24 protein-coding genes and 1 tRNA gene are annotated in these 22,788 nt (G+C 64.0%); 16 read left to right on the top strand and 9 right to left on the bottom strand.

Translation table 11 applies throughout. The features are described 5' to 3' along the window. Positions 1-71 precede the first annotated feature (71 nt). From minC to CK501_RS10345, 6 genes are all read left to right on the top strand, one after another. Positions 72-827, top strand: a complete 756-nt coding sequence (gene minC / locus CK501_RS10370; protein ID WP_095617668.1) for a septum site-determining protein MinC — start codon at positions 72-74, stop codon at positions 825-827. A 33-nt stretch (positions 828-860) separates the two neighbouring features. After that, entirely contained in the window at positions 861-1,670 is an 810-nt protein-coding gene (minD, locus tag CK501_RS10365) for a septum site-determining protein MinD (protein ID WP_095617667.1), read from the top strand. A gap of 1 nt (position 1,671) precedes the next feature. After that, positions 1,672-1,938 (top strand): cell division topological specificity factor MinE, encoded by a 267-nt coding sequence (minE, locus tag CK501_RS10360; protein ID WP_095617666.1) that lies wholly within the window; start codon positions 1,672-1,674, stop codon positions 1,936-1,938. A 102-nt stretch (positions 1,939-2,040) separates the two neighbouring features. Beyond that, complete coding sequence (locus tag CK501_RS10355) at positions 2,041-2,784, top strand: START domain-containing protein (protein ID WP_158223096.1); 744 nt, start codon at positions 2,041-2,043, stop codon at positions 2,782-2,784. A gap of 3 nt (positions 2,785-2,787) precedes the next feature. Beyond that, positions 2,788-3,297, top strand: a complete 510-nt coding sequence (locus CK501_RS10350) for a CBS domain-containing protein (RefSeq protein WP_095617664.1) — start codon at positions 2,788-2,790, stop codon at positions 3,295-3,297. 33 nt (positions 3,298-3,330) lie between these two features. Beyond that, positions 3,331-4,716, top strand: coding sequence for a PhoH family protein (locus tag CK501_RS10345; protein ID WP_095617663.1), 1,386 nt, complete (start codon positions 3,331-3,333; stop codon positions 4,714-4,716). A 10-nt stretch (positions 4,717-4,726) separates the two neighbouring features. On the opposite strand, the gene CK501_RS10340 is transcribed toward CK501_RS10345, so the two are convergent. Genes CK501_RS10340 through CK501_RS10320 form a run of 5 tightly spaced genes read right to left on the bottom strand, consistent with a single transcriptional unit; the run spans position 4,727 to position 8,866 of the window. Further along, the gene (locus CK501_RS10340) at positions 4,727-5,821 is read right to left on the bottom strand and encodes a succinylglutamate desuccinylase/aspartoacylase family protein (RefSeq protein ID WP_095617662.1); all 1,095 of its coding nucleotides are present in this window, start codon (positions 5,819-5,821) and stop codon (positions 4,727-4,729) included. 2 nt (positions 5,822-5,823) lie between these two features. Beyond that, the gene (gene rimK / locus CK501_RS10335) at positions 5,824-6,732 is read right to left on the bottom strand and encodes a 30S ribosomal protein S6--L-glutamate ligase (RefSeq protein WP_095617661.1); all 909 of its coding nucleotides are present in this window, start codon (positions 6,730-6,732) and stop codon (positions 5,824-5,826) included. A gap of 3 nt (positions 6,733-6,735) precedes the next feature. Beyond that, on the bottom strand, positions 6,736-7,194 hold the full coding sequence (locus tag CK501_RS10330; RefSeq protein WP_095617660.1) for an ATP-dependent zinc protease family protein: 459 nt from the start codon (positions 7,192-7,194) through the stop codon (positions 6,736-6,738). Then, positions 7,191-8,021: a mechanosensitive ion channel family protein gene (locus CK501_RS10325; protein WP_233128888.1), complete on the bottom strand. Its 831-nt coding sequence runs from the start codon at positions 8,019-8,021 to the stop codon at positions 7,191-7,193. The genes CK501_RS10330 and CK501_RS10325 overlap by 4 nt, the downstream gene beginning before the upstream one ends. Positions 8,022-8,029: 8 nt before the next feature. Then, the gene (locus CK501_RS10320; protein ID WP_095617659.1) at positions 8,030-8,866 is read right to left on the bottom strand and encodes a hypothetical protein; all 837 of its coding nucleotides are present in this window, start codon (positions 8,864-8,866) and stop codon (positions 8,030-8,032) included. 93 nt (positions 8,867-8,959) lie between these two features. On the opposite strand from CK501_RS10320, the gene CK501_RS10315 reads away from it, so the two are divergent. Continuing rightward, a complete protein-coding gene (locus CK501_RS10315) occupies positions 8,960-10,351 on the top strand; it encodes a cryptochrome/photolyase family protein (protein WP_095617658.1) in 1,392 nt (463 codons plus the stop codon). A gap of 14 nt (positions 10,352-10,365) precedes the next feature. Here the strand turns inward: CK501_RS10315 and CK501_RS10310 are convergent, their stop codons facing one another. From CK501_RS10310 to hemA, 4 genes are read right to left on the bottom strand one after another with little or no spacing between them, the layout of a single operon-like run. Continuing rightward, positions 10,366-11,118 (bottom strand): HesA/MoeB/ThiF family protein, encoded by a 753-nt coding sequence (locus CK501_RS10310; RefSeq protein WP_095617657.1) that lies wholly within the window; start codon positions 11,116-11,118, stop codon positions 10,366-10,368. A gap of 4 nt (positions 11,119-11,122) precedes the next feature. Beyond that, the gene (gene prmC, locus CK501_RS10305; RefSeq protein ID WP_095617656.1) at positions 11,123-11,971 is read right to left on the bottom strand and encodes a peptide chain release factor N(5)-glutamine methyltransferase; all 849 of its coding nucleotides are present in this window, start codon (positions 11,969-11,971) and stop codon (positions 11,123-11,125) included. After that, a complete protein-coding gene (prfA, locus tag CK501_RS10300) occupies positions 11,968-13,059 on the bottom strand; it encodes a peptide chain release factor 1 (protein WP_095617655.1) in 1,092 nt (363 codons plus the stop codon). Before prfA ends, prmC begins: the two co-directional genes overlap by 4 nt. Beyond that, entirely contained in the window at positions 13,056-14,405 is a 1,350-nt protein-coding gene (hemA, locus tag CK501_RS10295; protein ID WP_095617654.1) for a glutamyl-tRNA reductase, read from the bottom strand. The genes prfA and hemA overlap by 4 nt, the downstream gene beginning before the upstream one ends. A 144-nt stretch (positions 14,406-14,549) precedes the next feature. Here hemA and CK501_RS10290 point away from each other — a divergent pair, with 144 nt between their 5' ends. From CK501_RS10290 to ald, 9 genes are all read left to right on the top strand, one after another. Next, the gene (locus CK501_RS10290; RefSeq protein ID WP_158223095.1) at positions 14,550-16,358 is read left to right on the top strand and encodes a tetratricopeptide repeat protein; all 1,809 of its coding nucleotides are present in this window, start codon (positions 14,550-14,552) and stop codon (positions 16,356-16,358) included. Next, positions 16,358-16,993: a lipoprotein insertase outer membrane protein LolB gene (lolB, locus tag CK501_RS10285; RefSeq protein ID WP_095617652.1), complete on the top strand. Its 636-nt coding sequence runs from the start codon at positions 16,358-16,360 to the stop codon at positions 16,991-16,993. Before CK501_RS10290 ends, lolB begins: the two co-directional genes overlap by 1 nt. Then, positions 16,990-17,838: a 4-(cytidine 5'-diphospho)-2-C-methyl-D-erythritol kinase gene (gene ispE / locus CK501_RS10280; protein WP_095617651.1), complete on the top strand. Its 849-nt coding sequence runs from the start codon at positions 16,990-16,992 to the stop codon at positions 17,836-17,838. The genes lolB and ispE overlap by 4 nt, the downstream gene beginning before the upstream one ends. 19 nt (positions 17,839-17,857) lie before the next feature. Then, positions 17,858-17,932 (top strand) — tRNA-Gln (locus CK501_RS10275). 55 nt (positions 17,933-17,987) lie between these two features. After that, the gene (locus tag CK501_RS10270) at positions 17,988-18,944 is read left to right on the top strand and encodes a ribose-phosphate pyrophosphokinase (RefSeq protein ID WP_095617650.1); all 957 of its coding nucleotides are present in this window, start codon (positions 17,988-17,990) and stop codon (positions 18,942-18,944) included. 114 nt (positions 18,945-19,058) lie between these two features. Continuing rightward, complete coding sequence (locus tag CK501_RS10265) at positions 19,059-19,709, top strand: 50S ribosomal protein L25/general stress protein Ctc (protein ID WP_095617649.1); 651 nt, start codon at positions 19,059-19,061, stop codon at positions 19,707-19,709. A gap of 21 nt (positions 19,710-19,730) precedes the next feature. After that, complete coding sequence (gene pth, locus CK501_RS10260) at positions 19,731-20,321, top strand: aminoacyl-tRNA hydrolase (protein WP_095617648.1); 591 nt, start codon at positions 19,731-19,733, stop codon at positions 20,319-20,321. 37 nt (positions 20,322-20,358) lie between these two features. Then, positions 20,359-21,450, top strand: a complete 1,092-nt coding sequence (gene ychF, locus CK501_RS10255) for a redox-regulated ATPase YchF (RefSeq protein WP_095617647.1) — start codon at positions 20,359-20,361, stop codon at positions 21,448-21,450. A 184-nt stretch (positions 21,451-21,634) separates the two neighbouring features. Beyond that, positions 21,635-22,750, top strand: coding sequence for an alanine dehydrogenase (gene ald, locus CK501_RS10250; RefSeq protein ID WP_095617646.1), 1,116 nt, complete (start codon positions 21,635-21,637; stop codon positions 22,748-22,750). The last annotated feature ends 38 nt before the right edge of the window (positions 22,751-22,788 follow it).

The raw sequence follows: 22,788 nt of genomic DNA, 5'->3' as shown, positions 1-22,788 counted from the left end.
CAGTGCAGGCTGTATCTTAGGGCGCCATAGAGCCCGTGTCAGGACAGCGATACCCGAAAAAGGATAGCCCGATGAGCGAACCCGCCGCCACGGCAACCGAGAACCGCGCCTGCTTTGAGCTGCGCGGTGCCAGCCAGACGCTGACCGTGATGGAACTGCACCATTTCGACCCGGATGCTCTGGAGCGGGATCTGCGCGACAAGATCCGACAGGCGCCGAATTTCTTCCGTGACCTGCCACTGGTGATCGGGCTGGATCATTATGAAGGCAACGCGGCCGATCTGGACTTCTTCCAGCTCATCGGCATCTGCCGTACGCACTCCATCCAGGTTCTGGGCGTGCGCGGGGGTGACGACGATATCCGGCGCCTGGCCCGCAACGCCGCCCTGGCCTGGCTCCCCGGCGGCCAGGCCAGCGCCCCCAGGCCCGTGCCCGACCCCGAACAGGACACGGCGGAGAATACAGAGGAAGGCGCCCCGGCGATCACCAGCACCGGTGCCGGCCGATTGGTTAAACAGCCGGTCCGCTCCGGCCAGCAGGTCTATGCCCCCGAGGGTGATCTCATTATCATGGCGCCGGTTGGCGCCGGGGCGGAAGTGCTCGCGGCCGGCCATATCCACATCTATGGCCCGCTCCGCGGGCGGGCACTCGCTGGCGTGCACGGCGATACCAGTGCGAGCATCTTCTGTCAGTCACTGGAAGCGGAGCTTGTGTCCGTGGCCGGGCACTATAAAATCTCCGAGGATCTGCAGGGCGATGACTGGCGGACCCCGGCCAGGATCCGCCTTGAGGGCGACGTACTGACAGTGGACCCGCTGACCCGTTAACGGAACGACAGAACAGCAAACAGGACAACAACCTTGGCACGAATCATAGTAGTGACATCCGGCAAGGGCGGGGTGGGCAAGACCACCACCAGCGCCTCCATCAGCACCGGCCTTGCGCAGCGCGGCTACAAGACAGCCGTGATCGACTTCGACGTGGGCCTGCGCAACCTGGACCTGATCATGAACTGCGAACGTCGCGTGGTGTACGACTTCGTCAACGTCATCCAGGGCGAGGCCACGCTCAACCAGGCACTGATCCGCGACAAGCGGGTCGAGAACCTCTTCATCCTTCCCGCCTCCCAGACCCGGGACAAGGAAGCGCTCACGGCGGAGGGTGTGCAGAAGGTTCTGGACGAGATGAGCGAGACTTTCGACTACCTCGTCTGCGACTCCCCGGCGGGCATTGAGCACGGCGCCCTGATGGCGCTCTACCACGCGGACGAAGCCATCGTGGTCACCAACCCGGAGGTCTCCTCGGTACGCGACTCGGATCGCATTCTGGGCATCCTCCAGAGCAAGTCCCGCCGTGCCGAGCAGGGCATGGACCCGGTCAAGGAGCACCTGCTGCTCACACGCTATAACAGTGAGCGTGTGGAACGCGGTGAGATGCTGTCCCTCGAGGACGTTAACGACATCCTGAGCATCTCCCTGCTGGGCGTGATCCCGGAGTCCCAGGCGGTGCTCAACGCTTCCAACCAGGGGTCTCCCGTGATCCTGGAAGACGAAAGCGAGGCCGGTGGCGCCTACGCGGACGCCGTAGCCCGGCTGCTGGGCGAGGAACGCCCCCTGCGGTTCCTCGACGGGCAGAAGAAAGGCTTCCTCAAGCGCATGTTCGGAGGCTGAGATGAGTTTCTTTGACTATTTCAAGACCAAGAAGAAGTCGTCCGCGTCCGTTGCCAAGGAACGGCTGCAGATCATCGTGGCGCACGAGCGCAACACCCGGGAACAGCCGGATTACCTGCCCGAGCTCCAGCAGGAGCTGCTGGCCGTGATCCGGCGCTACGTTGAGATCGAGGACGACCAGGTGCAGGTCCAGCTTGATCGCAATGACAGCTGCTCGGTACTGGAACTCAACGTCACCCTTCCCGAGGAGGTGGCCGACCCCCAGTAGGGATGCACGGGGCACTGGCTGGCCATGCTGCGGAGGAATCGGCAGACCCGGTCCGGCGCCCCTGTCACCATGAGGGTCCCTTCTCACTGTCCGGATGCGCCCATGCGAACCGTATTGACCGCTCTTCAGACACTGGTCCTCCTGCTGACCACAGTCAGCCTGCACGCGGAAGTCCCGACCGACGACGAGAACTGGGAAAAGGCCGTGGATTCCGACGGCATCGAGGTCCACACCCGCAACCTGGAGAATTCGCGGATCGATGCCTTCCGGGCGGAAACGGTGCTGGACGCGCCCCTGGAAGCCGTCATGGCGGTAATGGCCAACCCGGAATCCTGCATGGAGTGGGTCCACCAGTGCTCGCACGCCGAAAACCTCGAGGGCGGCAGCTTCCGGGACCGTTACGCCTACTCCATCAATGACATGCCCTGGCCGGTCAGTGACCGGGACTATGTCCTGCACATCACAACGCACACGGGCGATAGCCGGGACCACATCATCATCGAAATGGAATCCGTGGACGGCCGTGTGGAAAAGAAGGACGGCTATGTGCGCATGCCTGAATCCTCCACGGTCTATGAATTCTTCCGTGAGGGCGGGAACCGGACCCGGATCGTCTGGTACCAGCATGCCGCTCCCGGTGGTTCCCTGCCCAACTGGCTGGTCAACCGCCTGGCCACGGATATCCCCTATGAATCCCTGCGCACGCTCAACGGCGTGGTCCAGAAAGAGCGCTACCAGGGCCACGAGCTGGCGTTCGACGAAGAAGGCCGGCTCGTGGACGTCATCCCCCCGGAAGAGGATGCACCCCCGGACAGCGAACCCAAACCCGATGCGAAGGAAGGCTGAATCATGGCCGTAACCGCGCAGGACATCATGACCCCCAGCGTGAAAGCCGTCCCCCAGGACTGGACCATGCAGCAACTGGCGGCGTTCCTCACGGAAAACGAGATCACCGGCAGCCCGGTCTGCGACGACAATGAACGCATCATCGGCATCGTCACCCTCAAGGACATTGCCGAATTCCGCTGGAACCAGGTCAGCGGTGAGCCGGAGAAGGAGCTTTCGGACGAAGAGAAACAGGAAGCACGTCAGATCCGGCAGATGATGCTGGAGGGCATGACTCGCATGCCCGTGGAAGTTCGTGACATCATGACCCCCAGCGTGATGTCCGTGGACGCCGATACCAGCGTCCGGACCATCGCCGACATCATGATGGCGGAGCACCTGCACCGCATCTTCGTGACGGAAAAGGAGGCCATCACCGGCATCATCACCACCTATGACATGCTCAAGCTGGTGGCGGAACCGGACCTGACCCGGCGTTGTCTCGAGGCCGACGACTCCGGCACCCCCACCTGACGCCCAGCAACCGGCCCTGAGGTAACCAAGCCCATGCCCCGGGAAGACCAGTCCCAGATCAAGACCTACGTCGTCGACACCAATGTTCTGATCCACGACCCCACCGCCGTCCTCAACTTCGAAGAGCACCATGTGGTCATCCCCATGACCGTACTCGAGGAGCTGGACCAGCTGAAGAACGGCAAGCAGGCCGTGGCCGCCGACTGCCGCCAGGCCATACGGACCATCGACCGGCTGATCGGCGACGCGGACCCACACGACATCGACAACGGCGTGCCCATCCGCCGCGGCGACAAATCGGAACCCCTGGGCACCCTCTCCATTGCCATGGGCGGGCAGGACGACGTTGAACACGGGCTGCCGGATCACCTTAACGACAACCGCATCATCAACCTCCTCGCCCGGCTTCAGCGCCAGCACCGCGACAGGCCCATCATCCTGGTGAGCAAGGACATCAACATGCGCCTCAAGGCGCGTGGCTGCGGCCTGGAAGCCGAGGATTACCAGACCGACCAGCTGGTGGACGACGTGCGCTACCTGCCGACCGGCTACCACGAGTTCGAAGGCTCGTTCTGGGACGGCGTGGAGAAGGTGGAGACGGTCCAGCGCGAGGGGATCACCGAACACCTGATCCCACGCACCGAAGCCATGGCGGATTACCAGATCAACGAGTTCATCCTGGATCAGCAGGGGTTCATCGGCCGGATCACTGAAACCGAGCCCGAACGGCTGGTCGTGGAGGATCTGTTCCAGGACGATCTCATGCACCAGCAGGTCTGGGGCCTGTCACCCCGCGACATCTACCAGGGGCTGGCGCTGGAACTGCTGATGGACCCGGATGTGCACCTGGTGAACCTCACCGGCTCCGCGGGCTCCGGCAAGACCATCCTGGCACTGGCCGCGGCCATCGAACTGACCGTGGCGAGCAAGACCTACAAGCGCATCATCACCACCCGCAGTACCCAGGGGCTGGATGAGGACATCGGCTTTCTGCCGGGGACCGAGTCGGAAAAGATGGAACCCTGGCTGGGCGCGATCGTGGACAATCTGGAGGCGCTGCACGAGGATGACGAGAACATGACCAGCAGCGTGGACTACATCCTCAGCAAGGTTCCCATGCAGTTCAAGTCTCTGAACTACATCCGGGGCCGGAGCTTCCAGCACAGCCTGATCATCATCGATGAAAGCCAGAACCTGACGCCACACCAGCTCAAGACGATCATCACGCGGGCGGGCACGGGCAGCAAGGTGGTATGCCTGGGTAACCTCTCCCAGATTGATACCGCCTACCTCAACCCCCTGAGCTCCGGCCTGACCTACATGACCGAACGCTTCAAGGGCTTCAAGCACGGCGGCCACATCCACCTGCAGGGCGTTCCCCGCTCGCCGCTCGCTGAGTACGCCGAGGAACACCTGTAACCGTCCTGGGTCAGGAGTCGCTGTTATTCGTCTCCTGGCCCAGATCGTTATCCCAGGGATGGTCCGCCATGGGCTCTTCGCCCTGAAGCGGCTTGTAGCGGTCGCGGAAGGCATCCATGGTCTTCATGGCCTCATCCAGCTCATCAAACAGCGCCACGTGGTAGAGGGCTTCCCCCTCATTGACCATGGGCAGGTTGTTCATACCGATGACGATGCCATTGACGCTGCTGGTCACAGAGGACTCCAGCCGACCAAAGGGATCCGCGACCACCGCCAGTCTCTGCCCTTCCTTCACCCGGTGGCCAATGCCCGCAATGGGGCGCATGATGCCGTCGGTTTCGGCGCGCATCCAGGTGGAGTTCGAAGCCACTTCAGAGCGCTTCGCGGGCCGGTGCCGGCCGCGCCGGCGGCTCGGCAGCATCTCCAGCATGCGCATCACGCGCAGTATGCCGCGCACGCCTGTGTTGATGGCCACCTCGTCAAAGCGCAGCGCCTCGCCGGCCTCATAGGTGATCACGGGCACGTCGGCGGCATCCGCACAGGCCCTGAGGCTGCCCTCGCGCAGGGAGGCGTTGATCACGATGGGAGCCGCAAAGATCTCCGCCATGTCCGCGGTCACCGGATTACGCAGCTCCGCCCGGATCTGCGGCAGGTTGAAACGGTGGCTGGCCCCTGTATGCAGGTCGATCACATGGGTGGCCTTTTCCAGCACCTGGGTCCGGAACAGGTAGGCAATGCGCCCGGCCAGTGAGCCCTTCTCGGTCCCCGGGAAGCACCGGTTCAGATCCCGCCGGTCCGGCATGTAGCGGGACTGGTGCAGGAACCCGAACACATTGACGATGGGCACCACCAGCAGCGTTCCGCGCAGCCGCTTGAGCCCTGTGCTACGCAGCAGCCGGCGGGCGATTTCCACGCCATTGATCTCGTCCCCATGGATGGCGCCACAGACCAGCAGCGTGGGCCCGGGGCGACGGCCGTGGATCACTTCCACCGGAATGTGCAGCGGCGTCTGGGTGTAAAGGCGCCCTATGGGCACCTCCACCTGGAGGCGCTCACCCGCCGGAATCCGTTCATCACCCAGACGGAAGGGGGCACGTTTCGCCATGCTCAGCCCCTTGCGCCTTTGGTGGCGGTACGCCAGGGCCGGGCCCGTTTCTCGATGAAGTCGATGATCATGCCGGCCACGTTCTTGTTGGTGGCCGCTTCAATGCCCTGAAGGCCCGGAGAGGAATTCACCTCCATGATCAGCGGCCCACGACTGGAGCGCAGCAGGTCCACACCCGCCACGTTCAGGCCCATGGCTTTGGCCGCCATCACGGCCGTCTTGCGCTCGGTGGGCGTAATACGCACCAGCGAGGCCTGCCCGCCCCGATGAAGATTGGAGCGGAACTCGCCTTCGTTGGCCTGGCGTTTCATGGCAGCGATCACCTTGTCGCCAATCACGAAGCAGCGGATGTCCGCCCCCGCCGCTTCCTTGATGTACTCCTGCACCAGAATGTCCGCCTTCAGACCCATGAAGGCCTCGATCACGCTTTCCGCCGCCTTGCGCGTCTCGGCCAGCACTACGCCGATACCCTGGGTGCCTTCCAGCAGCTTGATCACCACCGGCGTACCACCCACCATCCGGATCAGGTCGGGCACGTCATCCGGCTTGCTGGCAAAGCCCGTGATCGGCATGCCCAGGCCCTTGCGCCCCAGCAGCTGCAGCGACCGCAGTTTGTCCCGGGAACGGGTAATGGCCACCGACTCATTCGCCGGAAAAACGCCCATCATCTCGAACTGGCGCAATACGGCGGCACCGTAGAAGGTCACCGAAGCGCCAATCCGGGGGATCACCACGTCGAATTCCGGCAGTTTCTCACCCCGGTAATGCATGGTCGGGCTGGCCGGCGTGATGTTCATATAGCAGTGCAGGAAGTCCAGTACCTGAACCTCGTGATCGCGTTTCTTGGCCTCCTCCACCAGGCGGCGGGTGGAATAGAGGCGCTTGTTGCGCGACATGATGGCTATTCTCATTGATTACTCCTCACGCGGTTTACCGGCCAGGAAAGAAGCGGATGGATCCACCAACAGGCGCTCCTTCATGGCAGTGCGACCGATCAGCATACGAAAGCGCATTGTATCGCGATTGGTAAGCGTCATCTCCACGGGCCAGCACCAGGGCCCCATGCGCATCGGTGTCAGGATGACATAGCGCATCTCCCGGTGTCCCCCGGAGTCCGTAACAATCCGCTCGTCCAGCAGTGGCGCGTCACAGTGGATCACCCGATCCAGGTTGCGGCGACTCGGGTGGATCGAGAACGCCACCCGGCGCTCGCCCTCGTGTTCATAGGCCTCCAGGTCAAAGGTGTGGAGGCAGGAAGTTCTTGCCCCGGTGTCGACCTTGGCCCGCAGGCGTGGAATGCCAAGCTCCGGCAGACTCACCCACTCGCGCCAGCCGACCCATTGTAAGCCCGGCGTCTCCGCCCTGTCCGTCATGGTTTGTCCTGATGTTGATGAATGGCAACCGGTATCGGTGCTGAATGCTGCCCAGCGTAGAGGGTCGTATGGGGGAAGGGAATCTCGATGCTCTCGCGGTCGAAAGCCGCCTTGACGGCAAACATCACATCACTGCGGACCCGCCGGAGATCAAGGCCACGCACCCAGAACGACAGCTGCAGGTCCACGGATGAGGCCCCGAACTGCTGCAGGTAAATGAACGGCTCGGGCTCCTCCAGGCAGTCCGGGTTCTCATCCACCAGCGCCAGCAGTACCGCATTCACCTTTTCAAGGTCTTCCCCGTAGGCCACACCAATGGGCAGATCCAGGCGCCGGACCGGAAAACGGGTGAAGTTGGTCACCCGGGTCTTGATGAGCGTTTCGTTGGGCACCCGTATGTAGAGATTGTCGAGGCTGCGCAGCTTGACGCTCAGCAGGTCGATCCCGACCACCTCGCCGCGCACACCATCCACTTCGATAAAGTGGCCCAGCTCGAATGGCCGCTCAGCCAGCAGGAAAAGGCCACTGATCACGTTGCTGGCCGAGGTCTGGGAAGCAAAACCCAGCGCCACCGTCAGAATACCCGCCGCGCCCAGCAGCACCCCGATCTGGAAACCGGACTGCTGCAGCGCCAGCGCCACGGCAATCCCCAGCACCGTATAGAACACCAGACGCCGGAAGAGCACGGCCTGGTGCCGTGTCAGGCGCCCCTGCCCGAACCGCTCCACCATGCGCCCGAGCATCGTGGCCAGGAACAGCCCGAGAGCCATCCATACCAGCGGCCGCAGCCACTGCCCGAGGGTCTCCAGTGTCATCCATTCCGGCATAGTGGCTCCTATCCGAAAATCCGGTCCATGGTGCGCACCAGATGGTTGCGTTCAACCGGTTGGCGCGCCGGTGCCAGGGCCGTACAGGGCCCGGCCTCGGGCGGTGGCGTCGCTTCCACCTTCAGCGATGCGGTGGCCAGGTCCCGCTCGCACCGGATGCTCAGCGTCGGCGTCCAGAGCGAGTGCGCACCGTCCACTCCCGGTTCACTCTGGCGGAACAGGGGCATGATGGGCGCCGGAAAGCTGAAACGGTCCAGCGTCAGGTAGTCGTCGCCCTCATGGCGCAGCCGTACCGCCGACATGGCCCGCCATGGGCGGCGTGGCAGATTGTCCGGCTCCAGGCGGGCCGCGGTAAGGCTGGCATAGCAGAGCTCGCCCTCCATGGTGTCCGCCCCCATCCAGGTCCAGGAGGGCTGGCGTACCGGCACTTCCATCAGCCTGCGGTCATCGCCCACCAGAAGCTGGAGCCAGACCAGGGTACTCATATAGATGGTCGTATCCGTGCCCGGCGGCAGGTGCAGGGGATGGTTGGGGCGTACAATCAGGGGCAGGTCCGCCAGCGCCGGCCGCAGTGCGACGCGGGGAGCCTCATTGCCCCTTGCGAACCGTTCCAGTCCCTCATCATGCTCCGGCAGGGTACTGTCACACCACTGGCGCCAGGCCGTCTCCTCCCGGGCCCCGGGGTGGCGCGCCACACGCACCTGCCACTCATGGGCCAGCAGGGTCACGGAGAGTGTCATGTCACTGAGGCCATTCCGCAGGGTGTCGCCCGGTGAAAGGGGCACAGACTCGCCCCATGCCGCGATGGGGCCATCCGTACCAGAGGAGGACTGGGGTTGAGCCATAATGATTCCTGAACTCGGATTGCGGATCACTATAATCCAAAGCGCGCGGTTCAGCGAACAACCCAACAGCACAGACAATCATACGGGGTGCCCGTGACCGAACTCATCTGGTTCCGCAATGATCTACGCCTGGGGGACAATCCTGCCCTCACGGCTGCCTGCGCCGGCAACGCCGCCGTGGAAGCCTGCTTTCTGCCCGCCCCTGGCCAGTGGGCGGAGCATGACTGGTCCCCCAACCGCACGGACCTGCTGCTTCGCAGCCTGGACCAGCTCGGACGGGATCTGGCGGCGCTGGGCATTCCCCTGCACATCCGCCCCATTGACCGCTTTACGGATACCGATGCAGAACTTCTGGCGCTGTGCCGGGAGCGTGGCATCACGCGGATCCATGCCAACGAGGAATACGCCTTCAACGAACGCAACCGGGACCATCGACTGACCCGGGCACTGAACCACCAGGGCATCGCGTTCCACATCTACCGGGACCAGACCGTGGTGCCCGTGGATCAGCTGAAAACCGGCAATGGCACGCCCTACACCGTCTTCACCCCGTATTCCCGGCAATGGTGGCGCTGGGTGGAAAGTCATCCGCCCCGGCTGCATCCCGCACCGGCAGCCAGAGGCGCTCCCCTGCCTCCTCCCACACTTCCTGAACTGACCGCCTGGCGCAGCGAGCAGGTGGACTGGCTGGCCGGTGGTGAAGCCGCGGCCCACAGGGCTTTGGAAGGATTCATCGACCAGCGCCTCGGGGCCTATGCGGATCAGCGGAACTACCCCGCAATTCCAGCCACAAGTCAGATCTCTCCCTACCTGGCGCTGGGCGTGCTCTCGCCCCGCCAGTGCCTGGTCGCGGTACAGCAGCGAACGGGCGCGGAATCCCCGGCCAGCGCCGCCCACACCTGGCTCAACGAGATCGCCTGGCGGGACTTCTACATCCAGCTGCTCTACCAGTTCCCGCGCCTGTCCCGTCACCAGGCGTTCAAGCCGGAAACGGAGGCCCTGCCCTGGGAGCCGGCGGGTGCCAACCTGGAAGCCTGGAAAGCCGGCCACACCGGCATTCCCCTGGTGGACGCGGCCATGCGCCAGCTCCATGCCACCGGCTGGATGCACAACCGGCTGCGCATGGTCGCCGCCATGTTCCTGACCAAGAACCTGTTCGTGGACTGGCGACTGGGCGAGCAATACTTCATGCAGCAGCTGGTGGACGGCTACCTGCCCTCGAACAACGGCGGCTGGCAGTGGAGTGCCTCAACCGGAACGGACGCAGCGCCCTACTTCCGCATCTTCAACCCGGTGACCCAGAGCGAGCGCTTTGACCCGGAGGGCACCTTCATCCGGCACTGGGTGCCGGAAATCGCACATCTGCAGGGAAAGAAACTGTTCAATCCAAATGGCACGGTTGCGGGTTATCCGGCACCCATTGTGGACCTGAAGCAAAGCCGGCAGCGGGCGATCGAGCGCTTCAAGGCCCTGGGCAAAGGCTGAGGCGCCGCCCCGGGTCAGTCGCCGCAGATGGGGCAGGCGGGATCCCTGGGAACGCGCATCTCCCGCCACTGCATGCGCCAGGCATCCAGCAGCAGAAGCCGGCCGGTGAGGGACTCGCCCACGCCCGCCAGGAGTTTGATGGCTTCCATGGCCTGTGCAGCCCCGATCATGCCCACCAGGGGCCCGATCACGCCGGCCTCGGAACAGCTCAGAGTGGCCTCGCCCACATCCGCGTACAGGCACTGGTAGCAGGGGGCGCCCGTCCGGCCACTGTCAAACACCGCCACCTGGCCCTCGGCGCGGATGGCGGCGCCGGAGACCAGTGGCACGGAGGCGTCCACACAGGCCTGGTTCACGGCGAACCGGGTCTGGAAGTTGTCCGTGGCGTCCAGAACCAGATGGTTTCGGGTCGCGGCGCGGGAAAGCCAGCGCTGTCTGGCGCGGCTCTGGATCGGCTCGACGGTGACCCCCGGGTTCAGGGCCATGGCACGCTCAGCCAGCGCCTCCGCCTTGGAACGGCCGATATCCGACTCGGTGAACGCGATCTGGCGCTGGAGGTTGGCCAGCTCCACGTGATCGTCATCCACGACTTCAATGTGGCCGACGCCGGCGGCCGCCAGATAGAGCACCACCGGGCAGCCCAACCCGCCGGCGCCCACCACCAGGATGCGGCTGTGCGCCAGTGACTGCTGGCCGGCCACGTCGAATTCGGGCATCAGGATCTGGCGGCTGTAGCGCTCCAGGTCCCTGTCGCTCAGTGGATCCATACCGTCACTCCTCCCGGCGTCCGCCGCTCACCCTGGGGTTACCCGCCAGGTCACGCTGCATGAAACAGTCCTGGAAACCCGCTCCCGCGAGCAGCTCCGCCACGGCCTCCGCCTGGTCGTAACCATGCTCCAGAAGCAGCCACCCGCCCGGGTTGAGTCGGTCGGGAGCCCCCGCAATCAGCGGCCGGATCACATCCAGCCCATCCGCGCCCGCGGCCAGCGCCCCATGGGGTTCATAACGCAGATCCCCCTGGGCGAGATGCGGATCATCCTCGGTAATGTACGGCGGATTGGAAACGATCAGATCCCAGTATTCGCCCTCGAAAGGCGCCAGCCCCTCCCCTTCCACGAAGGCCAGGTTCAGCCCCAGGGCCCGTGCATTGGTGGCTGCCACCGCCATGGCCTCACCGGAGGTCTCACTGGCCGTGACCTGCCAACCCGGGCGCTCCCGGGCCAGCGCCAGGGCCACGGCACCGCTGCCGGTACCCACGTCCAGAACCCGCGCCGCCTCCGGTAGTGGGCAGGCAAGCGCGGCTTCCACCAGGGTTTCGGTATCCGGCCTGGGGATCAGCGTATCCGGGGTAACCGTCAGGGGCAGGGACCAGAATTCACGTTCGCCAGTGATGTAGGCCAGGGGCCTGCCACCGGCACGCGCCGCCACCAGGCTGCGGAAGGTCTCGGCATCATCATCGCCAATCAGGGCTTCAGGCCAGATGCGGAAACGGCTTGGACTGCAGTCGAGCTGGTGGGCCAGCAGCATCCGGGCCTCACCCGCGGCGTTGGGGAGGCCGGCCGCTTCAAGCCGGCAAGCGGCGTCATCCAGCAGCGTATCGACCCGGTCCGGCCCCTTCATGCCGATTCGGCTCCGAGGGCCGCCAGCTGGTCGGCCTGGTGCTCCTGCTGCAGGGCCCCGATGACCTCCCTCAGGTTGCCCTGGATCACCTCGTCCAGCCGGTACAGGGTCAGGTTGATGCGGTGATCGGTCACCCTGCCCTGGGGGAAGTTGTAGGTGCGGATGCGTTCCGAGCGGTCCCCGCTGCCCACCAGGTTGCGCCGGGTATCGGCCTCCTCGGCGGCACGCCGGTCCTGCTCCATCTGCTGGAGACGGGACTGGAGAAAGCTCATGGCCCGGTCCCGGTTCTTGTGCTGGGAGCGCTCTTCCTGGCACTCCACCACCAGCCCCGTGGGCAGGTGGGTGATGCGGATGGCGGAGTCCGTGGTGTTCACGTGCTGACCGCCGGCACCGGAGCTGCGGAAGGTATCCACCCGCAGGTCGTTCTTGTCGAGCGTCACATCCTCGGGTTCATCCACCTCGGGAAGCACGGCCACGGTACACGCCGAGGTGTGGATGCGCCCCTGGGATTCCGTCTCGGGCACGCGCTGGACGCGGTGACCACCGGATTCAAAACGCAGCTGCCCGTAGACGCCCTCCCCTTCCACCAGAGCGATCAATTCCTTGTAGCCGCCATGCTCGCCCGGGCTCTGGCTGAGCACACTCACCCGCCAGCCCTGGTTCTCCGCGTAACGTGAATACATGCGGAACAGGTCACCGGCAAACAGGGCCGCCTCGTCACCACCGGCACCGGCACGGATCTCCAGGTAGGCATTGTTGCGCTCATTGGGATCGCGGGGGAGCATCAGGGTCTGCAGGGAAGTCTCAAGCTCTTCCAGCCGCTCGCGCCCACGGCGCAGCTCGTCTTCCGCCATTTCGCGCATGTCCGGGTCACCGTCGTTCTGAAGTGCCTCGGCTTCGGCCATGTTCTCCTTCACCTGCCGGTATTCCCGGTAGGTCTCGACCACCGGCTCGATCTCCGCGTATTCACGGGAAAGATTACGGAACTGCTTCTGGTCACCAATGGTGGCCGGGTCCGCCAGCAGCGCACTGATCTCCTCGTGGCGCTCCACCAGCTGGTCGAGTCGCCGCGCGATGGATTCCTTCATGATGGGTTCCGGGTGCTGGACTCGGTTGGGGAAACAGACGTGTCCTGGAGAGCCCCTTCACCGGCGCCGGCGTCCCCGGTCTCCCCGGAGATGGGCTCCATACCGTGGAGTTCGCGCAGCCAGTCGGTCACCTCAACACGCCCTTCGGCAGTGGCCTTGCGAACCTGCACGGTGGGATGGTGCAGGAACTTGTTGGTCAGCGTCCGTGCCATGCTGCGCAGCAGGGTTTCAGGATCACCCCCGGAGGCCAGTGAGCGCAGGGCCTTGTCCAGCTCAGCGTCACGCACCGACTCCACCTCGCCCCGGAACTGCTTGAGCGTGGCCACGGCATCCAGGGCCCGCAGCTGGTACATGAATCCGGAGGCGCCCTCCTGCACCAGGTGTTCCGCCTCCTGCGCCGCCCCTTCGCGGGAGCGCCGGTTCTCCTCGATCACGCTGTGCAGGTCATCCACGGTGTAGAGGAAGATGTCATCCAGCTCGCCCACCTCCGGCTCAATGTCGCGGGGGACGGCCAGATCCACCATGAAAATGGGCTTGTGCTTGCGCCGGCGGATGGCATGCTCCACCGCGCCCTTGCCGAGAATGGGCAGCTGACTGCCGGTGGAAGCGATCACAATGTCCGCCCCCGGCAGCTCATCCGGCACAGCGGAGAGGGAAACCGCTTTGCCCTCGAAACGTGCGGCCAGCTGTTCCGCCCGCTCGATGGACCGGTTGGCCACGGTCAGGTCGCCGACACCAGCCTGGGCGAGATGCTGCGCCACCAGCTCCACGGTCTCGCCGGCGCCAATCAGCAGGGCCGACTTGCGCCGCAGGTCGGAAAAGATGTGACGTGACATGGACACCGCCGCGTAGGCCACCGATACCGGGTTCTCGCCGATCGCAGTATCGGTACGCACACGCTTGGCCACCGAGAAGGCATGCTCAAACAGCCGGGAAAGGATGGTGCCCGTGGTGCCGGCGGCATAGGCCTGGTTGTAGGCCTCCTTGAGCTGGCCCAGCACCTGGGGTTCACCCAGCACCATGGAGTCCAGCCCACAGGCAACCCGCATCACATGCTGGGCGGCGTGCTGCTCCTCGTGAACGTAGACGCACTCCTCGAAGCTGGCCGGCTCCACGTCCAGCCAGGCGCCCCACCACTCCACCAGTGCCTGGCGGGTGATGTGCTCATCGCCGACCACGTAGAACTCGGTGCGGTTGCAGGTGGACATGACCGCGAGCTCATGCACCCCGGGCAGCTGCAGTGCATTCTGCAGCGCCGGTGCCATTTCACTCTCCGGAAAGGACACACGCTCGCGCTTTTCCACACTTGCCGTGCGGTGGTTGATGCCCAGGACCCACAACGCCATAGACTGGTATTCAGCCCCCTCTGAATGTACGCTGCCCAGTGTAACGATCGACGGGCCTCAGTGCTACTGATACGCCTGTACGCACTTGGGCGTAGAGGCCGGGCTGTGCCATTATTGGAAGCCTTTCACCGCAGTGGATTAGAGATGCAGAAACTCGCCTGGTTCCATGTCCCCGCCCTTGCACTGACCCTCATCGTCGGGGGCTGCTCCGGCCTGGCAACCGATCCCGGAAAGGGGGACACTTCCCGCGAAGAGCAACCCGCCGACTCCCCTGACAGTGGTACGGATGACACCACAGAGGAATCCGTGGAATCCGCGGTCATGGACTCCGAAGAGATCGAGTACCGGGATTTCCCGCCGGATGTGCTCTTCGCCCTGCTGAGTGCGGAACTGGCGGCCCAGCGCGGCCGTTACGACGTCACGCTGATGAACTACGCCCAGTCCGCTGCCGACACCCAGGACCCGGCAGTGATCCGCCGGGCCATGCAGATCGCCCAGGCGCTGGATGCCACCAACGCCCAGCGCCAGATCGCCGAAGTCTGGCTCAAGAAAGAACCCAACCATCCCCAGGCCCTGCGCATTGCCGCGCTGGCAGAACTGCGCGAGGGCAACCTGGAGCAGGCACTGGCCTACATGGAAAAGCTCCATGAGCAGGGCGCTGAAGCCCAGTTCGACACCCTTGCCAACCAGGCACGCGCACTCCCCGCCGAACAGCAGCAACAGATGCTGGAGCTCTACGGGCGGATGCACGAACGCTACCCCGACGCTACCGCCATCACCTACAGCCTGGCGCTGCTCAACGACAACACCGGCAACAGCGAGCGCGCCCTGGAGCTGACGGAATCCCTGGTTGCGGAAGAGAGCAACTTCCAGCCCGCCGTCACCCTCAAGGGTAAGCTGCTCTATGATCTGGACCGGGGCGAGGAGGCAATCGACTACCTGCGCGAGCAGGCCCGACGCTTCCCGGACAACCGCCGGCTGGGCACCCTCTACGCCCGTGTCCTGGTCAACGAAGGCAAGCTGCAGGCCGCGGAGGACGAATTCGAGGCGCTGATGGATCGATTCCCCGAAGCCACCGGCCTCAAGCTCTCACGGGCCCTTGTGGCACTGGAGAACGACCACCCCGAGACCGCCGAAACCCTGCTCAATGAACTTCTGGCGGAAGGGGTCCACACCAACCAGGCACACTTCTACCTGGGCCGGCTGGCGGACAGGCGCGACAACCCCAATGAAGCGCTGCACCATTACGCCCAGGTGGAGGGCGGCAACCATTTCTTCCAGGCCCTCGCCCGCGCCAGCTACATCCGGGCCGAGCAGGGGGAACTGGAGGCGGTGCGCAGCAACCTGGAGAATCTCCGCTCGCGGCTGCCGGACCAGAGCGCCCGGCTATGGCAGATGGAGATCAACCTCCTGCTGGATCTGGGAGACCCGGAAAAGGCGCTGGAGGTTGCCAGTAGTGCCCTCGAACAGAACCCGGACAACACCGAGATACGCTACACCCGCGCCATGCTGCGCGAACGCACCGGCAACATCGAGGGCATGGAAGCCGATCTCCGCCAGGTTCTCGAAGCGGAGCCGGAGAATGCCGTGGCGCTGAACGCGCTCGGCTATACCCTGACCGTGCACACCGAGCGTTATGACGAGGCGGAAAAGCTCATCATGCAGGCGCTCGAGCTGGACCCGGACAACCCCGCCATCCTCGACAGTGCCGGCTGGATCCACTACCACCGTGGCGAGCACGAGGAGGCCCTGGAATATCTGGGCAAGGCCTATGAACGCCTCCAGGACCCGGAGATCGCAGCCCACCTCGGCCGGGTTCTCTGGGCCGTGGACCGCCGGGAAGAGGCCCGCACCCTGTGGCGCCGCACCCTGGAGGAGACGGACAACACGGAGGCGCTGAAGCCGCTCCTCGAGATTCTTGAGGAACTGGACCTCGAACCGGAGGCCCTGTAATGAAACAGGCCCGATGCCTGCTGGGCGCGGTCGTCCTGGGCCTTCTGCTGCAGGGCTGCATGACCGCGCCGCCGGCGCCACCCCCTGACGACAGCCTGACCCGCGAACAGCCGGAAGGCTGGCAGGCCCGCCAGGCCGAACTGCGCGACATCAACCAGTGGACACTCCAGGGCAAGGTGGCCGTGCGCCACGAGCAGGGCAACGACTCAGCGGTCATCCGCGAATGGGTGCAGAACGGCGATCAGTTCCTGATCGAGATGTCCTCCGCCTTCATGGGCATGGGCAGCGTCCGCCTGGAGGGCTCCCCCACCTTCCTCACCATCACCGACTCCGAGGGGCAACAGTACCTCTCCGACGATCCGGACGCCCTGATCCGCGAAACCCTGGGCTGGTCACTGCCGGTGGAAGCCCTGTACGTCTGGGTGCGCGGCCTGCCACTGCAGGACAGCCCGGCCGATGTCTTCTTCGACGAACAGGGCCGGATCAGCCACCTGCGCCAACAGGGCTGGGAAATCCATTACAGCAACTACGCTACCCTGGCCGGCGTTGAGGCGGTGCCGCACAGCCTCACGGCGACGCGCGACGACCTGCGCCTGCGGCTGGTCATCACCCGGTGGACACCTGAAACCCCATGAACACCCTGGACCTGCCCGCTCCAGCCAAGCTCAACCTTTTCCTGCACATCACCGGGCGCCGGGATGGTGGCTATCACGAACTCCAGACCCTGTTCCAGTTCCTGGACCACAGTGACCGGCTGCGGATCACCCCCCGCAGTGACGGCCGGATCCGGGTGTATGGCCCGGAATGGCTGCCGTCCGGCGATAACCTCATCACGCGTGCCGCGGACCGTCTGCGGGCACGCACCGGCACCAGCGCGGGCGCCGATATCGAACTGACCAAGATCCTGCCCGCCGGCGGCGGCCTGGGCGGCGGAAGTTCCGATGCGGCAACCGCCCTTGTGGGCCTTAACCACCTCTGGGAAACCGGCCTGAGCCGGTCACAACTGGCCACCCTCGGCCTGGAGCTGGGGGCCGACGTGCCCGTGTTCATCCATGGTGTTGCCGCCTGGGGCGAAGGCGTGGGCGAACAGCTCACCCCGGTTCTGCCGCCCGAGCACTGGTATCTCGTGCTGGCTCCGGAGGTCGAGGTCAGTACCGCCCAAATCTTTGCTCATCCCGACTTGACACGGGACACCCCGAAAAGCAGAATACGCACCGCTTTTGAGGGTAGCGACGGGTTCCGCAACGACTGCGAACCCATCGTGCGTCAGCTTTACCCGGCCGTGGACCAGGCCCTGGAATGGCTTGGGCAATACGGTGAAGCCCGGCTCACGGGCACAGGGGGTTGCGTTTTCTGTTCTTTCGAGACACAATCCGCAGCCATTGACGCACACGCGGAGAAACCCTCAGGCATCAACGGTTTCATCGCCCAGAGCAGAAACCGGTCTCCACTGTACACGCAACTGGGTGAACTGGATTGATGCCGGATAAACGATCAGATGGGGTGTCGCCAAGTGGTAAGGCAGCGGGTTTTGATCCCGTCATTCGCAGGTTCGAATCCTGCCACCCCAGCCATCTTCCCCCTTCCGAACCGCACGAACGCTCAGACGAACCGCAGAGGGATTCAATCGTGTCCAACCTGATGGTGTTCGCGGGGAATGCCAATCCCCGACTGGCCCGCAATGTCTCAAAACGCCTGAATATCCCGCTCGGTGACGCCACCGTCGCGAAGTTCAGTGATGGCGAAACCACGGTCGAGCTCAACGAGAATGTCCGTGGCCGTGACGTCTTCATCCTGCAGTCCACCTGCGCCCCGACCAACGACAACCTGATGGAACTGCTGGTCATGGTGGACGCCCTGCGCCGCGCCTCGGCGGCACGCATCACCGCCGTTGTTCCCTACTTCGGGTACGCGCGCCAGGATCGCCGGCCGCGCTCCAGCCGGGTCTCCATCACCGCCAAGCTGGTCGCGGACATGGTCACCAGCGCCGGTATCGACCGCGTTCTGACGGTCGACCTGCACGCCGACCAGATCCAGGGCTTCTTCGACATCCCGGTGGACAACATCTATGCCACGCCGGTGTTGCTGGACGACATCGAGCGCCAGCACATCAACGAGGACTACGTGATCGTTTCCCCGGATGTCGGCGGCGTGGTGCGGGCCCGTGCCATCGCCAAGCTGCTGGACGCGGACCTGGCGATCATCGACAAGCGCCGCCCGCGCGCCAACGACTCGCAGGTCATGCACATCATCGGTGACGTGAAGGACAAGACCTGCATCCTGGTCGACGACATCGTCGACACTGCCGGTACCCTGTGCAAGGCCGCCAACGCCCTCAAGGAACACGGCGCCACCAGCGTACGCTCCTACATCGTGCACCCGGTTCTCTCCGGTCCCGCCATCGACAACATCCAGTCCTCACGCCTGGATGAACTCGTCGTAACGGACACGATTCCGCTGAGTGACAAAGGCGCTCAGTGTGATAAAATCCGTTCCCTCGATATGTCGGGCCTGCTCGCGGAATCCATCCGCCGGGTCTGCAACGAGGAATCCATCAGCGCCATGTTCGACTACAACATCGAGTGAATCGGTGCCGTGGTCGCGCGGCGTTATTGACTGTTAACCGGCCCTCAGGGCCGATTCGAACCCGTCCACGGACCAGAGCCTGGTCGCGGGCCCCGTGGATGCCCAGGAGGAACCATGGCACAAGCATTTGAACTTGAAGCATTCCAGCGCGACGTCAAAGGGAAGGGTGCGAGCCGCCGCCTGCGTCGCGTTGAGCGCAAGATCCCGGCCATCGTCTACGGCGGCGAAGGCAAGGATCCGATGCCGATCACGCTCTGGCACAATGACCTGAAAAAGGCGATCGAGAACGAAGCCTTCTTCACGCACATCATTTCCCTGAGCATCGACGGCAAGAAGGAAGACGTGATCATCAAGGATCTGCAGCGTCATCCCTACAAGCCGATCCTGACCCACGCGGACTTCCAGCGCGTCGAGAAGGGCCACAAGATCAACGTCACGGTCCCGGTCCACTTCCTCAACGAGGAAAGCGCACCCGCGATCAAGCTTGAGGGCGGTGTCGTCTCCCACGACGCCATGGAAGTCGAAGTGACCTGCCTGCCGGACGATCTGCCCGAGCACCTCGAGGTGGACATGAACGAGGTAGCACTCGAGCAGATCGTGCACCTGTCGGACCTCAAGCTGCCCAAGGGCGTTGAGATCGTTGCCCTGCAGCATGGCGAAGACCATGACCAGCCGGTGGTTTCCGTGCACAAGCCCAAGGGCAAGAAGGCCGAGGAAGCCAGCGGCGGTGGCTCCAGCGACGAAGAGGAAGGCGGCGAGGAATAAGCCGCCCTTTCAGGCCCCGCTATGGCATCCGACGTGGTCAGGCTCATTGCCGGGCTCGGCAACCCCGGGTCCAAATACGCCGGAACCCGCCACAATGCCGGGGCCTGGTTCGTCAGCATGCTGGCCCGGGACGCGGGCCAGCCACTGCGCGAGGAACGCAAGTTTCTTGGCTACCACAGCAAGGTGAACTGGCAGGGCCAGGATCTCCACCTGCTCTTCCCCACGACCTACATGAACCACAGCGGCCGCTCCCTGAAGGCACTGAGCGATTTCTTCCGCATTCCCCCCGAATCCATCCTGGTTGCCCATGACGAGCTCGACCTGCCCCCCGGCACGGCACGGTTCAAGAAAGGCGGCGGCCACGGTGGCCATAACGGGCTGCGGGACATCATCAGCCATCTGGGCAGCCGCGAGTTCTATCGGTTGCGGGTCGGCGTGGGTCACCCCGGTGACAGCAAGCAGGTCATCAATTATGTGCTCAGCAACGCCGGCAAGAAGGAAACGGATGCGATCGAAGCGGCACTGGAAGAAACCCAGCGCGCCCTGCCCGACGGCATCCGCGGCGACTGGAGCGCAGCCATGAACCGCCTGCACGCGTTCCGTTACGAGTAACCCTATTCATCACGACCTCCGTTAAGGATCACAGGCTATGGGATTCAAATGCGGCATCGTCGGACTGCCCAACGTCGGCAAGTCCACGCTATTCAACGCACTCACCAGCGCCGGCATCGACGCGGAAAACTTCCCCTTCTGCACCATTGAGCCCAATGCCGGCGTGGTCTCCGTCCCCGACCCGCGTCTCTACCGCATCGCGGAGATCGTCAAGCCGGAAAAGACCATTCCCACCACCATGGAATTCGTCGACATCGCGGGTCTGGTCTCCGGCGCCTCCAAGGGCGAAGGCCTGGGCAACCAGTTCCTGGCCAATATCCGTGAGACCGAAGCGATTGCTCACGTGGTGCGGTGCTTTGAGGACGAGGACATCATGCACGTCTCCAACAGCATCGACCCTGCCTCGGACATCGAAGTAATCAACACCGAGCTGGCACTGGCGGACCTGGCGACCATCGAGAACACCACCAAGAAGACCGAGCGTGCCGCCAAGGGTGGCGACAAGACCGCCAAGGCCCAGCTGGAACTGTTCGAGCGCATCAAGCCCGTACTCAACGAGGGCGATCCGGTGCGCTCCATGAACCTGTCTGAAGACGACCAGGCGCTGATCCGTGAACTGCACCTGCTCACGGCCAAGCCCACCGTCTACATCGCCAACGTCAACGAGGACGGCTTCCAGGACAACCCGCACCTTGATGCGGTGAACGCCATTGCTGAACGCGAAGGCGCCGGTGTGGTCGCGATCTGCAACAAGATCGAATCCGAGATCGCCGAGCTCGAGGACGAGGAAAAGACCGAATTCCTCGCCGAGATGGGCATGGAGGAACCGGGCCTGGACCGCGTGATCCGCGCCGGCTACAACCTGCTCGGCCTGGAGACCTACTTCACCGCCGGTCCCAAGGAAGTCCGCGCCTGGACCTTCCCCACCGGCTCCACGGCGCCCCAGGCCGCCGGCGTGATCCACACCGACTTCGAGCGTGGCTTCATCCGGGCCGAGGTCGTCAGCTACGACGACTTCATCGCCTACAACGGCGAGCACGGCGCCAAGGAAGCCGGCAAATGGCGGCTGGAAGGCAAGGAATACATTGTCCAGGACGGCGACGTGATCCACTTCCGCTTTAACGTCTAGCCCCCTCCACCGGGTCTGGCAGCATACTCGTTGTCAGTCCCGGTAACACTCTCCTGCCAGTCAGCCTTTTCTTTTCCGCCATTCCTTGCATTCCCTCTCGCTATAAGCTTGATTTGGCAGAGACATTGCTTATGCAGACGCATTAGCATGAACGCTCGCACACAAGCCAGCCGAGGACGACGACATGCAGATTGGGGTCCCGAAGGAGATCAAGAGCCAGGAGTTTCGGGTTGGGCTGACACCGGAGGCGGTCGGGGAACTGACAGCAAACGGGCATTCCTTGTACGTGGAGACCGGCGCCGGCCAGGGTATTGATGCCAGCGACGAGCACTACCAGCAGGCAGGCGCAAATATACTGCCGCATGCTGAGGCAGTATTCAGCACAGCGGAACTCATCGTTAAGGTCAAGGAGCCCCAACCCAGCGAATGTGACCTGTTGGGGCCACAGCACATACTGTTCACCTATCTCCACCTGGCACCGGATAAGGCGTTGACCGACGCCCTCATGAACTCGGGTGCCACCTGTATCGCCTATGAAACAGTTACGGATGACCAGGGCCGCTTACCACTCCTGCGCCCAATGTCACAGGTGGCCGGTCGGCTGTCCGCCCAGGCGGGAGCACAGGCTCTGGAGAGCATCTTCGGGGGCCGTGGCCTGCTCATGGGAGGTGTTCCCGGCGTGATGCCAGCCCGGGTAACCGTGATTGGCGGGGGCGTGGTTGGGCAGAACGCCATCCAGATCGCGCTGGGCATGGGCGCGGAAGTCACGGTTCTGGATCGCAGTCCGGAAGTCCTCGAGCGCCTGTCCCATCAATTCGGGCCAGCCCTGAAAACGCTCTATGCCACAGGAAGCAGCCTGGAAGGTGCCGTTCTGGACAGTGACCTGGTGATCAGTGCTGTCCTTGTCAGTGGCGCTGGCGCTCCCAAGCTTGTTACGCGTGATATGGTCAAGCGGATGAACAGCGGTGCGGTGTTGGTGGACGTCGCCATCGATCAGGGCGGCTGCTTCGAGACCAGTCAGCCCACGACCCATGCTGACCCCACCTACGTGATGGATGGTGTCGTCCATTACTGTGTGGCCAATATGCCAGGCGCCGTCCCCAGAACGTCCACACAGGCTCTTACCAATGCCACATTGCCACATGTCCTCAGCCTCGCTGACCAGGGCTGGCGTGAGGCATTGCGGGCGGACTCCAACCTGCGCAATGGCCTGAACGTAACGGATGGCGTACTGACCTGCGTTCCGGTGGCACAAAGCCAGGGGCGGAACGCCACCTCCCCTGAAGACATACTCGGCTGAAGCCGTCATTCCCATAGAAAAACCAGAACTGGAGGACT

It is taken from the genome of Halovibrio salipaludis, assembly GCF_002286965.1.
Taxonomy (GTDB): Bacteria; Pseudomonadota; Gammaproteobacteria; order Pseudomonadales; family Oleiphilaceae; genus Halospina; species Halospina salipaludis.
This window is presented reverse-complemented; position numbering and strand designations above follow the sequence as displayed.

Excerpts from the sequence above, each read along its gene's own strand:
- pth (WP_095617648.1), top strand. The coding sequence starts at position 19,731 with ATGGCATCCGACGTGGTCAGGCTCATTGCCGGGCTCGGCAACCCCGGG.
- CK501_RS10320 (WP_095617659.1), bottom strand. The coding sequence starts at position 8,866 with ATGGCTCAACCCCAGTCCTCCTCTGGTACGGATGGCCCCATCGCGGCA.
- CK501_RS10345 (WP_095617663.1), top strand. The coding sequence starts at position 3,331 with ATGCCCCGGGAAGACCAGTCCCAGATCAAGACCTACGTCGTCGACACC.
- ald (WP_095617646.1), top strand. The coding sequence starts at position 21,635 with ATGCAGATTGGGGTCCCGAAGGAGATCAAGAGCCAGGAGTTTCGGGTT.
- CK501_RS10350 (WP_095617664.1), top strand. The coding sequence starts at position 2,788 with ATGGCCGTAACCGCGCAGGACATCATGACCCCCAGCGTGAAAGCCGTC.
- ychF (WP_095617647.1), top strand. The coding sequence starts at position 20,359 with ATGGGATTCAAATGCGGCATCGTCGGACTGCCCAACGTCGGCAAGTCC.
- CK501_RS10265 (WP_095617649.1), top strand. The coding sequence starts at position 19,059 with ATGGCACAAGCATTTGAACTTGAAGCATTCCAGCGCGACGTCAAAGGG.
- lolB (WP_095617652.1), top strand. The coding sequence starts at position 16,358 with ATGAAACAGGCCCGATGCCTGCTGGGCGCGGTCGTCCTGGGCCTTCTG.
- prmC (WP_095617656.1), bottom strand. The coding sequence starts at position 11,971 with ATGAAGGGGCCGGACCGGGTCGATACGCTGCTGGATGACGCCGCTTGC.
- ispE (WP_095617651.1), top strand. The coding sequence starts at position 16,990 with ATGAACACCCTGGACCTGCCCGCTCCAGCCAAGCTCAACCTTTTCCTG.
- minC (WP_095617668.1), top strand. The coding sequence starts at position 72 with ATGAGCGAACCCGCCGCCACGGCAACCGAGAACCGCGCCTGCTTTGAG.
- CK501_RS10310 (WP_095617657.1), bottom strand. The coding sequence starts at position 11,118 with ATGGATCCACTGAGCGACAGGGACCTGGAGCGCTACAGCCGCCAGATC.
- CK501_RS10340 (WP_095617662.1), bottom strand. The coding sequence starts at position 5,821 with ATGGCGAAACGTGCCCCCTTCCGTCTGGGTGATGAACGGATTCCGGCG.
- CK501_RS10330 (WP_095617660.1), bottom strand. The coding sequence starts at position 7,194 with ATGACGGACAGGGCGGAGACGCCGGGCTTACAATGGGTCGGCTGGCGC.
- minE (WP_095617666.1), top strand. The coding sequence starts at position 1,672 with ATGAGTTTCTTTGACTATTTCAAGACCAAGAAGAAGTCGTCCGCGTCC.
- prfA (WP_095617655.1), bottom strand. The coding sequence starts at position 13,059 with ATGAAGGAATCCATCGCGCGGCGACTCGACCAGCTGGTGGAGCGCCAC.
- hemA (WP_095617654.1), bottom strand. The coding sequence starts at position 14,405 with ATGGCGTTGTGGGTCCTGGGCATCAACCACCGCACGGCAAGTGTGGAA.
- CK501_RS10355 (WP_158223096.1), top strand. The coding sequence starts at position 2,041 with ATGCGAACCGTATTGACCGCTCTTCAGACACTGGTCCTCCTGCTGACC.
- CK501_RS10290 (WP_158223095.1), top strand. The coding sequence starts at position 14,550 with ATGCAGAAACTCGCCTGGTTCCATGTCCCCGCCCTTGCACTGACCCTC.
- rimK (WP_095617661.1), bottom strand. The coding sequence starts at position 6,732 with ATGAGAATAGCCATCATGTCGCGCAACAAGCGCCTCTATTCCACCCGC.
- CK501_RS10325 (WP_233128888.1), bottom strand. The coding sequence starts at position 8,021 with ATGCCGGAATGGATGACACTGGAGACCCTCGGGCAGTGGCTGCGGCCG.